Annotated in this window: 9 protein-coding genes; 5 read left to right on the top strand and 4 right to left on the bottom strand. The window is 40.5% G+C overall.

The window, feature by feature from the left end; all coding sequences use genetic code 11:
* The first annotated feature begins 67 nt into the window (after positions 1-67).
* The 3 genes from GKR61_RS07665 (at position 68) to GKR61_RS07675 (ending at position 4,095) form a co-directional block, all read left to right on the top strand.
* Positions 68-1,630, top strand: coding sequence for a xanthine permease (locus tag GKR61_RS07665; RefSeq protein WP_108478250.1), 1,563 nt, complete (start codon positions 68-70; stop codon positions 1,628-1,630).
* 74 nt (positions 1,631-1,704) lie between these two features.
* Positions 1,705-2,655, top strand: a complete 951-nt coding sequence (locus GKR61_RS07670) for a carbamate kinase family protein (protein WP_036951077.1) — start codon at positions 1,705-1,707, stop codon at positions 2,653-2,655.
* A gap of 57 nt (positions 2,656-2,712) precedes the next feature.
* Entirely contained in the window at positions 2,713-4,095 is a 1,383-nt protein-coding gene (locus tag GKR61_RS07675; protein WP_154639701.1) for an amidohydrolase family protein, read from the top strand.
* Positions 4,096-4,213: 118 nt separating this feature from the next.
* On the opposite strand, the gene GKR61_RS07680 is transcribed toward GKR61_RS07675, so the two are convergent.
* The 3 genes from GKR61_RS07680 to GKR61_RS07690 form a co-directional block, all read right to left on the bottom strand.
* Entirely contained in the window at positions 4,214-5,242 is a 1,029-nt protein-coding gene (locus GKR61_RS07680) for an isoaspartyl peptidase/L-asparaginase family protein (RefSeq protein ID WP_036951074.1), read from the bottom strand.
* 221 nt (positions 5,243-5,463) lie between these two features.
* Positions 5,464-6,495 carry a methionine synthase gene (locus tag GKR61_RS07685; RefSeq protein ID WP_036951072.1) on the bottom strand — a complete coding sequence of 344 codons (1,032 nt, stop codon included), beginning with the start codon at positions 6,493-6,495 and terminating at the stop codon, positions 5,464-5,466.
* Positions 6,496-6,558: 63 nt separating this feature from the next.
* Positions 6,559-7,536 carry a DUF1852 domain-containing protein gene (locus GKR61_RS07690; protein WP_036951071.1) on the bottom strand — a complete coding sequence of 326 codons (978 nt, stop codon included), beginning with the start codon at positions 7,534-7,536 and terminating at the stop codon, positions 6,559-6,561.
* A 1,045-nt stretch (positions 7,537-8,581) separates the two neighbouring features.
* Between GKR61_RS07690 and GKR61_RS07695 the strand changes: the two genes are divergently transcribed.
* Positions 8,582-8,917 (top strand): helix-turn-helix domain-containing protein, encoded by a 336-nt coding sequence (locus GKR61_RS07695; protein WP_036951070.1) that lies wholly within the window; start codon positions 8,582-8,584, stop codon positions 8,915-8,917.
* Between the two features lie 91 nt (positions 8,918-9,008).
* Positions 9,009-12,221, top strand: coding sequence for an ATP-binding protein (locus GKR61_RS07700; protein WP_036951068.1), 3,213 nt, complete (start codon positions 9,009-9,011; stop codon positions 12,219-12,221).
* Here the strand turns inward: GKR61_RS07700 and GKR61_RS07705 are convergent.
* Positions 12,199-12,852, bottom strand: coding sequence for a response regulator transcription factor (locus tag GKR61_RS07705; RefSeq protein ID WP_036951066.1), 654 nt, complete (start codon positions 12,850-12,852; stop codon positions 12,199-12,201). The genes GKR61_RS07700 and GKR61_RS07705 overlap by 23 nt on opposite strands.
* Between the last annotated feature and the right edge of the window lie 30 nt (positions 12,853-12,882).

A 12,882-nucleotide genomic window follows, 5' to 3' on the forward strand; every position in this document is an offset into this window, starting at 1 on the left:
TCAGTGGCATAAGAGATAGACCGTCAACAACGTGCTGCTAAGGTGTGAGGGGAATGGGAGTAAGAATATGAGTCTATTAAATATTAAATGGAAACGTGGTGATTTGGCGGCCTATTTTGGTTTGATGACCAATAACCTCACGAACCTACTCACCATGATGGGCTTACTGATTTTTGTTGTCGGCATCCCAGCGGAAATTGTTTATGGTCGTATCGCGCCAGCGTTTGGTTTTGCTGTATTGCTTGCCAGTGTAAGTTACGCTTACTTTGGTCAGCAGATGATCAAGCAAACAGGACGAAATGACGTTACGGCACTACCATCAGGTCCAAGTGCGCCTTCTATCTTCACCGTGACCTTCTTAGTGATCATGCCGGTTTACCAAACCACCAAAGATCCTGAATTTGCTCTGCAAATTGCGTTGGTCTGGTGTTTTGTGGAATCAATGATTTTAGTGGGGGGCTCTTTCCTTGGTGAAACCATCCGTAAGATGATCCCGCGTACCGTATTATTATCGTGTTTATCGGGTCTCGGATTATTGTTACTGGCAATGAACCCGATGCTGCAAGCATTTGAAGCACCAACGGTATCGTTTATTGTCCTACTGTTAATTTTCATCAACTGGTTTGGTAAAAAGCCTATCTTTGCACGTATTCCTACAGGGTTGCTGCTGCTTATCGCGGGTTCTGCCTTAGCATGGATTTCGGGTTTACAAAGCCCAGAAGCGATTACGGCATCCATGGCGTCATTTGGTTTTAACCCGCCAAGCATCCATGTGGATAGCTTCTTCCAAGGTTTACCTCATGCACTGCCGTACTTAGCCTCAGCGGTACCTTTAGGTTTAGCGAACTACATCTTTGACCTTGAAAATATTGAAAGTGCTCACGCAGCGGGTGATGAATACAACACACGTAAAGTGATGCTGGCAAACGGTTTATCTTCAACCGTGGGTGTTGTGCTGGGTAATCCATTCCCTGTGACAGTGTATGTGGGTCATGCGGGTTGGAAAGCGATGGGCGCGAGTGTGGGTTATACCTTAGCATCCGGTATCACCATGTTTATCGTCCCGTTATTTGGTATTGGCGCATTTATGCTCGCAGTGATCCCAATGACGGCCATTGTCCCTATCTTAGTGTTTATCGGTGTAGTGACCGCTAACCAAGTGGTGCGAGAAACACCGAAAGTCGAAGTACCTGTGATTTTCATCTGTCTATTCCCATGGATTGCGAACTGGGCATTGACGATGGTTAACAGTGTCATGGGAGCGGCAGGTACGTCTGCAAGCGCGATTGGTACGGAAGTTCTGTTACATAAAGGCGTTTACTATCAAGGTCTGGTTCACTTAGGTAACGGTGCACCGTTGGCAAGTATGTTATGGGGCTGTATCGCTATCTTCGCTATCTTAAACAAGCCGTTACGTGGCGCGATTGCGGCGGCAGTGGGTGCAGTATTGGTCTTCTTTGGCATCATCCATTCTCCGGCTGTGGGTATTGCAACAGGTTCGGCATTGATGTTTGTCTACGCATACCTCATGATGGCGGCTTTGTTTGTTATCAAACACTTTTTAGATGGTCGCCAATCAGTGGAGCAGCAACAAGCTGAAAAAGCTGAAAAGCTTAGTAAATCAGCGTAATAAGCCAATCTTTATAGTGGGTGTACGCGATACACCCACTATCTGCTAAATATTCGGTATCAGGATCCTTAATCATGAAAGAACTCGTGGTTGTTGCCATCGGGGGCAACAGTATTATTAAAGATAACAGCAGCCAATCCATTGAAGCTCAAGAAAAAGCGGTTCAGGAAGTGGCTCAGCACATCAGCGATATGCTTAAAGGTAATTACAATATTGTGCTGACTCACGGCAATGGACCGCAGGTGGGGTTGGATTTACGTCGCGCTGAAATTGCTCATGTGACGGAAGGATTACCACTGACACCGCTGGCTAACTGTGTGGCGGATACTCAAGGGGGGATTGGCTATTTAGTCCAGCAAGCACTTACTAACGTATTAGCGAAACAGCAACATCGCCAAGCAGTAACGGTAGTGACCCAAGTGGAAGTTGATAAAAATGACCCGAACTTTGCGGCTCCGACTAAGCCGATTGGCGCATTTTTCAGTAAAGAACAAGCTGATGTATTGCAGCAGGAAAACCCTGATTGGCACTTTGTTGAAGATTCAGGACGCGGATATCGCCGCGTGGTGGCATCCCCTGAACCTAAACGAGTCATTGAGTCAGCAGCAATTCGTACATTGACCGAACATGATTATGTGGTTGTTGCGGCTGGCGGCGGTGGGATCCCTGTTGTGAATAATGGGCAGGGCGGTTATCAAAGTGTGGATGCTGTTATTGATAAAGATTTATCGACTACGCTACTGGCTAAAGAGCTCAATGCGGACATTTTAATCATCACCACGGGCGTTGAAAAGGTGTGTATTCACTTTGGCAAACCGGAACAAAAAGCCCTTGGTGAAACCTCAACGACGGATATGAAACGCTATATGGCAGAGGGGCACTTCCCAGCAGGAAGCATGCTACCGAAAATCGAAGCCAGTTTATCGTTTATCGCTAATGGCGGTAAGCGCGTGATTATCACGACGCCTGAAGCTCTGCCAGCAGCATTACGTGGCGAGACGGGAACCCATATTATTCAAGGCTAAGCCTCACTCGTTCGGCCTTATACGATAAGGTCGAACTCCCGATGATAAGGAGTTGCTATGAATACAGAACAGTTGTCTGGTCGCAGAGAGTTTCTGACGACAAGCGCAAAAGTGGTGGCGGCTTGTACATTATTAGGTTCAGTATCTGCGGGGGCGGCGGTGCAAAGCGTACCGCAGTCTGGTGTTTCTCGTATCACAGATAAACATTATTATCTTGATGATGCGTTACTCGAAACAGGTTTTAATTTCCGTGATAGTACGGTGATTGGGACACAAACTGAGCTAAAAACTATCGAAATTAATGATGGTAAAATCGTGGCGGTGTTACCCAATAAACAGCATCCAAATACCGTTCTGAATGCGTACAGTGCGCAAGGCAAATTGATGCTTCCTGCATTTCGAGATATGCATATTCATCTGGATAAAACCTTTTACGGAGGAGCATGGCAAGCGCCACAGTCCCGTGAAGGTAAAACCATTATGGATATGATAGCCCTTGAACAGAAAATGTTGCCTGAATTGCAGCCTTTCACGCAAGAAAGAGCGCATGCGCTGATTGATTTGATTCAATCTCAGGGGTCGACTATCGCGCGCAGCCATTGCAATATTGAGCCTGTTTCTGGATTAAAAAACCTTGAAGCACTGCAAAAAGTGTTGGATAAACGTCAGCAAGATCTCACGTGTGAAATTGTGGCATTCCCTCAACATGGCTTGTTGCTGTCAAAATCAGTCCCTTTGATGCGAGAAGCGATGCAAGCGGGTGCACACTATGTGGGAGGGTTAGATCCGACCAATGTGGATGGTGCGATGGAAAAATCCCTTGATGCGATGTTCCAGATTGCGCTGGATTACAACAAAGGGGTTGATATCCATCTGCATGAGACAAGCCCGGCAGGACTTGCTGCTATCAGCTATATGATAAAAACGGTGGATGAAAACCGCAGCTTGCGTGGCAAGGTGACGATTAGCCATGCATTTGCGTTAGCTATGTTAAATCCTGAAGATGCCGATGTGATGGCAAAACGGTTGGCTGAGCAGCAGATTACGATAGCGTCGACAGTGCCTATCGGTACATTACATATGCCATTAAAAACGCTGAATAAAAATGGTGTGTTTGTGATGACAGGGACTGACAGTGTGATTGATCACTGGTCGCCATTTGGTCTCGGGGACATGTTAGAAAAAGCCAATCTATATGCGCAGTTGTACACGCGCCCTGATGAGTTGGCATTATCTCGCTCCCTTGCTATCGCCACGGGCAATGTATTGCCACTGGATGAAAAGGGCAAGCAAGTGTGGCCAGCAAAAGGGGATGATGCCAGTTTTGTACTGGTGGATGCCTCTTGCTCAGCAGAGGCGGTTGCGCGTATCTCTCCAAGGCAAGCTGCGTTCCATAAAGGGTATTTGGCCAGTGGCGTAGTTGAAAAGTCATTAGGCTGAAAGCTGTTGTCTATATAGGCATGGTTTATAGAGACGAGCTTATAGAGATATCGTTTATAAAGCCCACATTGGTGGGCTTTTGTATTTTTATGGTGTAGCAAATTTAAATACTAGGAACTTAATCGTTTTTATAAATCGCGACTTGCGGTTTACCATCATTACCTATTGTTCCGCGGTACATCCCTTCTGAATTAAACTCCATCGCGTAGTTACCGGTTTTATCCAACACAATCACACCGCCACTTCCGTTTAGCTCTTTGACTTCATCCAGTGCATTACGGGCTGCTTGGTCGATAGGCGTTTTGTTGTATTTGACTTGAGCAGCGATATTGTGGGCGGTTGCGGTACGGATGAACATTTCGCCAGAGCCTGTGGCTGAAACGGCGACGGTATTGTTGTCAGCGTAGTTCCCTGCACCAATGATAGGGGAGTCACCGACGCGACCGAAGCGTTTGTTGGTCATGCCACCTGTGGATGTCCCTGCGGCGATATTACCGTTTTTATCGAGAGCGACCGCGCCAACAGTGCCATATTTGTAGTCATACATCATTGGATCAATAAAGAGAGCGGCAGTTTTACCGTCATGGTCGAGTACCACTTTCTCTTTTTCTTTGGCTTTTTGAAGTTGCTGCCAACGGAAGTCAGTGCGGAAATAGGATGGGTCAACGATTTCAAGACCTTGTTCTGCGGCGAATTGCTCAGCACCTTTAGAAACCATCATGACATGAGGGCTTTTGGTCATGACGGCATAAGCGGCATTAATCGGGTTTTTAATGTTGGTGACACCTGCCACAGCCCCTGCTTTACGGTTGCTGCCATCCATAATCGACGCATCCATTTCATTTTTGCCTTCGTGGGTAAAAACGGCGCCTTTTCCTGCGTTAAATAGCGGGGAATCTTCCATCACATTAATAGAGGCTTGTACCGCATCAAGGCTACTACCGCCTTTATTGAGTACCGCATAGCCTGCTTCTAAGGCTTCGGTCAGTTTTTCTTGATACTCTTTTTCTTGTGCTGGAGTAATGGTGTCTTTGGTAATAGTACCGGCTCCCCCGTGGATCACTAATCGGATTGGTGGCTCGCTTGCGGCATAAGCGTGCAAAGAAAATGAAGCTGCCAATAAACATCCTAGTAGAGATAATTTCATGATTATTTCCTTCCAGTTATTTTGTTATTAGTCACTTTTTGAGCAAAAAAAGTATAGGAGGGAAAATGTCTAGACAGCAACATTGATAGAGGGTTTCTGTGATAATGGCTGAAAGAATTTCAGAGATTTTCAGTAAATACGAATAAAGGGTGTGAGTGGCGATGAAGGGTTTAAAAATGATGAGATTTGGCGATGGATGAGATCACCAAATCTGGGGTAATTTATTTTGCGCCAAGTTCTTTTCGGATGATCTCTGCGCCTGCGCTTAACGCGTTGAGTTTCCCTCTGGCAACATCGCGAGATAATGGCGCCATGCCACAGTTAGTTGATGGGTAAAGTTTGTCTGCATCAACAAATTGTAGGGCTTTTCGCAATGTATTGGCGACTTCTTCCGGAGTTTCGACAGTGTTGGTTGCCACGTCAATTGCACCGACCATCACTTTTTTACCACGGATAAGCTCAATCAAGTCCATCGGGACATTGGAGTTGTGGCATTCCAGTGAAACGATATCGATATTTGAGCTTTGCAGTTTCGGGAAAGCTTCTTCGTATTGTCGCCACTCAGAACCTAATGTTTTCTTCCAATCGGTGTTGGCTTTAATGCCATAACCATAACAGATATGTACTGCAGTTTCGCATTTCAGTCCTTCAATGGCTCTTTCGAGGGCAGCGATCCCCCAGTCATTGACTTCATCAAAAAATACGTTAAATGCGGGTTCATCAAATTGGATAATATCGACACCTGCGGCTTCTAACTCTCTGGCTTCTTGGTTAAGAATTTTAGCAAACTCCCACGCCAATTTTTCACGGCTTTTATAGTGGTTATCATAGAGCGTGTCGATCATGGTCATTGGACCCGGTAATGCCCATTTAATCGGTTTGTCAGTGAGTTGACGAAGATACTTAGCATCATCCACAAATACTGGCTTTTGGCGAGCAACAGCGCCCACAACGGTTGGTACGCTGGCATCGTAACGGTCACGAATTTTTACCACTTGGCGTTTTTCAAAATCCACACCACTCAAGTGTTCAATAAAGGTGGTCACAAAGTGTTGGCGAGTTTGTTCGCCATCGCTCACGATGTCGATACCCGCACGTAATTGATCGTCCAGTGATAAACGCAGGGCATCTTGTTTGCCGGTGATAAGTTCTTCGTTGTTCAGTTTCCATGGGGACCAAAGCTTTTCTGGTTCAGCTAACCAAGATGGTTTCGGTAAGCTACCGGCTGTGGAAGTAGGTAATAATATTTTCATTGCAGGTGACCTTTTATTTTATTTTTTATAAATACGCGATTTTATTAAATTGACCGATTTTTATTAAACGGAATAGCTTGCAGACCATTTTTCAAGGATCGTTTGGTAAGGCTTAATGAAGTGCTCTTCAGTAAATTTACCTTGTTCAATGGCAAGTTGGCTGCGCTCTTCACGGTCATAAACAATTTTTGTTAATGAGTAATCCTGCTGATTTAAGCTCGGTTGATAACATTCACCCGCTACCGTGTTGGCATTATAAATTTCAGGACGATAAATTTTTTGGAACGTTTCCATGGTGCTAATAGTGCTGATTAACTCAAGGTTGCTGTAGTCGCTCAGCAAGTCTCCCGTAAAATAAAAGGCCAAAGGGGCAACGCTATTTTTTGGCATAAAGTAACGAACCTGTAAGCCCATTTTTGCGAAGTATTGCTCCGTTAAAGAAGCGTTACTTGGCTGATATTCAATACCTAATATAGGGTGTTGATTCCCAGTGCGATGGTAGGTATCTCTATTTGAGACACTTAAACAGATCACCGGTGATTTATTAAAGTTCGCTTTGTACTCTTTGGAATTAATAAACGATTTAAAAATATTGCCATGCAGGCAGCCAAATTTAGTAGGAATACTAAACTCTGCTTGGTCTTTGTTATGTTCCAAAAGTAAAACGCTAAAATCATAGTCCCGCACGTAGGAAGAAAAATTATTCCCTACAATCCCTTCAATACGTTGCTGCGTTTTTTTATCGATGATGCTGGTTTTTAATATTTCAATGACAGGGAAGGCGCTATCTTTTTCTTCGATATTCATCTCGACAGAGATAATTTCCAACTCAACAGCATAGCGATCGTTTTTAGGGTTATCCCAATACGCCAATGAATTGAAGCGGTTGTTGATCATCGACAATGCATTACGCAGATTTTCTTGGCGGCTTTTGCCTCTGGCTAAATTTGCAAAGTTGGTAGTAATCCGCGTGTTTTCCGATGGGTTGTAATTTTCATCAAAAATGCTGCGCGTAATATTAAAGGTAAATTCTGTATTCATGATTTTTGCATCCTAGCTCTAATAGGAAAACGGCGTTTATTTCTTGATTACAGAGATGTTGCACGTTTTCTCATTCATCAATTTTATGTAGCCAGTAAGTTAATATGTTTAATTTATGCCAGAGCGAGACAGGGAGTTAAAGCGACTTAATTTCACTTCGAACATGAAGAAATTTCATGATGAGGGGAGGTAAATAGATGGGTTTCACTTTGACTCGATGTGCTTGTTGACGATTTAATGCAATTCATTTTTTGAGCTGATCAGATGGCAAAAATATTAGTTTTATATTTAAATAATATTGAATTCTTAATGTTCTAGTCTGCTACTTTGAATATTTTACTAGTAAAATATGATTGTAATATGAAGTTTTTTATTTTGATAATTAATTAAGCTATTGTATTTACTATGGTACGAAAATAGTGAGGGAATTTTTCGCACTTTTTGTCAAAATGGTTTTTTTACCTAGCTATGTTTTTATGGTGTGATATGTAAATTTTATTTATTAAATTCATATAAAAGTCTTTTTTGGAACACCATCAGCTTTATCTCTTGATTTAGTTTATATTTTAATGCTTAAAGCTATACCGGTGTATTTTTAGTCTAAAGTTCAGCGTTGTAAGCGTAAGAATAATACTTATCATCACTCTTTATTGGTGTTTGGTTGAGTGACTTATTTTATTTATGTATATAAAAGTGATTTTTTATATACAAGCAAGCAGGGTTTTTAATTAAAAAAAACAGAATATTATTTTTTATGATATGTTGTTGTACTTAACGAATATTTAAATAAAATATAGTGTTGTATGAAAGATTGAAACTTTTCATTAATATTCGCCTTACGTATTTACTATACTTTATAAGTAAAGGGTGAACTGTGCTTTTGTAATGATATTGTTTAATTGATTAATATAAAATTCTTAGTTTTCAATTCATTATCTTTGTCGACCATCAAATAAGGAATGCCTTATATTATAGGGATTCTAACCTAGTATAATTTGGCGCTAGGCAGTAGATTTAATTTATGACATTAAGGTTGTTATCTATCATGAAAAAAGAAAAACTATATTATATCAGTCAACTGGTAGGAAAGTGTATGCAAAAGTATCGCATTGAAAAAGGTATTAGTGGGGAATGTGTTGCAAAAAAGTTAGGTATTAGTCAACAACAATTATCAAGATATGAGCGTGGTGAAAATGCGCTTACAGTTGATGTTTTATTCAAATATCTATTAATTATTGAAGTTAATTTTCCTGAGTTTTATAATAGGTTATTCTATATAATTGGGCGTCATCCTAAATTATCTATGTATATTTCAGGTTTAAATGGTTTTGGTTGGGAACTAGATGACTTAAAAGATTATTATACATCTGCAATTGTATAAATATTAAAGTAAAAACTTTTCTGTTTACTTGGCTTATTTTATATTATGATAGATATATTGGATTGTCCCTGTCATAGCAGAGAATAGTACGATGCCAAATAAATCACCAACTGCTTTTTCTCGTATAACGCGCAGTTCTGGGCGTACTAATAGTATATTAACAGTTACTCTGCCTCTTTTATTTGTATTAATCACAACATTATTTTGGAGTGCTGATAGGATTGTTCAGCAAGAAACCAGGCGTTTAGAAGTTGAATTCAAATCTTTTATTGGTTATTTGATTGAACAAGAAACTTTTTTAAAAGCACTAAATAAACAGAATCAAGATTTATCTGAACTGCTTGAAAGTCGAACTTACTCCATCAATGATCAATTTTTACCGAAAGAATGGCCATTAAGACTATTAGAAGGTAAAGAGTCTATCGTTGCTATGCCATTCACTTTAGCTTGTGGAACCAATTTAGAGTGCTCCAGAGTTCCGAGTATTTTATTTTCATTAGGGGCTTATTTAGCAGATTTTTACTCCACATTTTGGGGGCGCTCATACTATCCAGCCGCTGCTGTATTTTTTGTTAACGAGCATGACTATATTAGCATTAGCGTTCCATCGGTTGGTACTTTAATGGGGGGAGAGGCTATTTCGCCTGAATTATTTCGCTCAGTAACCGATAGTGTTAGAAAAAATTTATCATTAATAAATAAGCAGTTTGCTGATATAAAACAAGACGAGCAAGAACCCCCAGTTATTTGGCTAAAAGCAGAAAATTTTAAAAATAATTTAATGGGCATTGTTCCAGCAGGCTTCAATGCTGATTTGTGGCAAAGTGCTCATCTTTCACCAAAAGATATTTATGCAGTTTCTCTGTTAAGTAAAGATCATCTTAGTATGCTAGAGAAAATGTTAAACCCAACATTGAGGCATGAATTCTGGCTTTTGCATGAAGATTTTGGCCTATTATTGGGAGAGTCAGCTGTTCCTGTTGAGCCATTAGAAGGTATTTTTTATACACAAAATGGCTTGGTGATGAAATTAAGTTTTGAAAATACAGATTGGGTGGGCTATTACCGAATTAGTTATGCCGCATTTTTTGAAGATAACTTATGGTTGCCAATTAGCCTTGTTATATCTCTTCTGTTTAGTATTTTCTGCGGCTGGGGTTATAAACATTGGTACCATAAAAAAATATTACAGCCTGCGGTACATTCACAACAAGTTATTTTAGAAAGTGAAGAGTTCAATCAAACATTGATTGCAACCACACCGATAGGGCTTTGTGTTATTGATAAAGAAACACTAGGACTTCGTTTTGCTAATGAACTAGCTCAGCACTGGTTAAAAATTCCAGATACTTCTCATCCTTATGATTCTATTGAATATAATGAATTACTTCGCCGTGTTATTTCTGATCAGAAGCAGGTTACGACTGTTTTAAAATCAGGGAAGCACGCTATCTATATTGTTAGCACTGCAACTCATTATCAGCAACGCCCAGTTATTTTATGTGCATTTACTGATATCACTATACAAGCAGAAACAGAAGCACAGCTTAATCATGCTAAGCGTTTAGCTGAAGAAGCTAACCAAGCTAAATCAACCTTTTTAGCCACGATGAGCCATGAAATACGAACTCCGCTTTATGGTATTATTGGGACATTAGAATTATTAGAAAATACAGCATTAACTCCTAAGCAAAAACATTTTCTTGATAGAATGTCTACAACATCGCATTTATTAATGCATCTTATCGGGGATATTCTTGATATCAGTAAAATAGAAGCCAATCAAATTCATATTCAACACCAGTCATTTGACCTACTCGATTTAATACAGCAAACCGTTCAGTTATATCAAGGCCTAGCTCAACAGAAGAAACTTCAGTTATTTGCCATTATTGATCCTAATATCTATGCCATTAGAATTGGTGACTCAGCACGATTACAACAAATATTTGGTAACCTAGTCAGTAACGCTATTAAGTTTACACATCATGGTAAAGTGACGATTGAATTAAAAAATGGTGACAATAACAATATCATATTGTTTGTAAACGATACTGGCGTTGGAATTAGTAAAGAAGAACAAGAAAAGTTATTTGAACCTTTCTATCAAGCACACTCTGGAGACCATACCTACGGAGGAACAGGCTTAGGTTTATTTATCTGCTCAAAATTAGTCAAGCTGATGGGGGGCGAAATCAGCGTAGCAAGCGAGCTGATGCATGGTAGCTCTTTTAAAGTGACATTGCCGTTAGAACTAGATCACAACAATATACATTGGAAGAGTTTAACGGGTTCACATATTTGGCTGCGGACAATAGATCCTCTACTAACCAACAATGTGTATGATTGGCTAACTCGTTGGGGAGCAAAAGTCTATTTCACAGAGGCTGAGTTGCCTGAAGACTCATCATTGGTCATTGCCGTAAGTATTTTAATCGAGAACTTTTCATTACCTAAAAATTGGCAAGGGAAAATATGGATAAGTGATGAAGCAAGCTTCCGTTTATCTGAATTAAATCAACAGCTTTTTTTACTGCAAAATGATGAAAATTCAATATTGCCTTTAAGCTGTCCAATTCAACAGACACCATCTTATGCGAATGAATACTCATTGCGTGTTTTAGTTGCAGAAGATAACCCAATAAATCAGGTTATACTGCAAGAGCAGTTAGAATTACTTGGTTGCGAAGTCTTTATGGCTAGCGATGGCGAAGAGGCCTTAGTTATTTGGGATAATGAAGTCATTGATATTGTTTTAACTGACGTCAATATGCCTTACCGTAATGGGTATGAGTTAACTAAACAGCTGCGGAGTGAAGGTGAAACTTGCCCGATTGTTGGTGTTACGGCAAATGGTTTGAAGGATGAAGAAGAACGCTGTTTAGCCGCAGGGATGGATACCTGGTTAGTTAAGCCAATTGAACTAGATACTTTAGCGCAATTATTCAACCGTTTCTTCCCTACCTATTCTTCTACGCTTCTCTCTGATTCTGCCACTATGGTATTTATTAACCCACTTGATAGCAATGACCGAGATAATATTATTCAACATTTTACTGTTGATATTCATGATCTTTGCGAAGCGGTGAAAAATAATAACATAGAGGCAGTAAAACAGCTGTCACATCGTATTCGGGGCGCATTAGTGAGCGTGGAACAGCGTGAACTTGCTAGTAGACTTCACGTGCTTGAAGAGTTGTTGAATATGGAAAAACCAAACTTAAACATAGCCGATACCTATAAAGTGATTTGCGATGAATTAACGTTTTGGCTAAATAAGCTTAGTCAAACAAATGGTGTGTAATGCAATAACTGATTAGAGCTTGGTTATTTTCAACACCTAATTTACGCATGGCTGCATTTTTTTGCAGACTAATGGTTTTATCACTTCTATTGAGCAATTTGGCGATTTCAACAATCGGTTTTCCCTGAACAAATAAGCGCAATACTTCTAACTCTCGAGGCGAGAGTGTTTTCACTCTTTCATCAAGGGTCGAAGCTTTACGGCTTTTTATTGTTGTCGTTAAATCTGCAATAGGTTGACGGTATTGTTTTCCTTGACCCGCTAAGGTAATGGCTTTGATTAGCTCTGGTAGTGGCGCTTCCTTCGAGACAACCGCATTGACATTGTTATCGTATAACGTTTGAATAATCATGGGGTTAGATATCATCGTTAATACCACTAACGCTGTATTTGGGTATTTACGCTGTAGAAATTGGATATAATTTTGCCCATCACTTGATTGCGTGTTATTGGGCATCATATAGTCAGTAACAATGACATCAACAGTATGGTGATTTAAAAAAGAAAACAACTCAGCATCGCTGGTAAATGCACCTTCGATGGATAAGTTGTGTGATTGGGATAGTGTTTCTTTTAAGCCTGATAAGACAATCGGGTGGTCATCAACTAAGGCTAAGGTTAACTTTTTCATCTAAGTTACTCCTTATTATGTGTACTTGTA

The organism is Providencia sp. wls1916, assembly GCF_009706585.1.
GTDB lineage: Bacteria > Pseudomonadota > Gammaproteobacteria > Enterobacterales > Enterobacteriaceae > Providencia > Providencia lanzhouensis.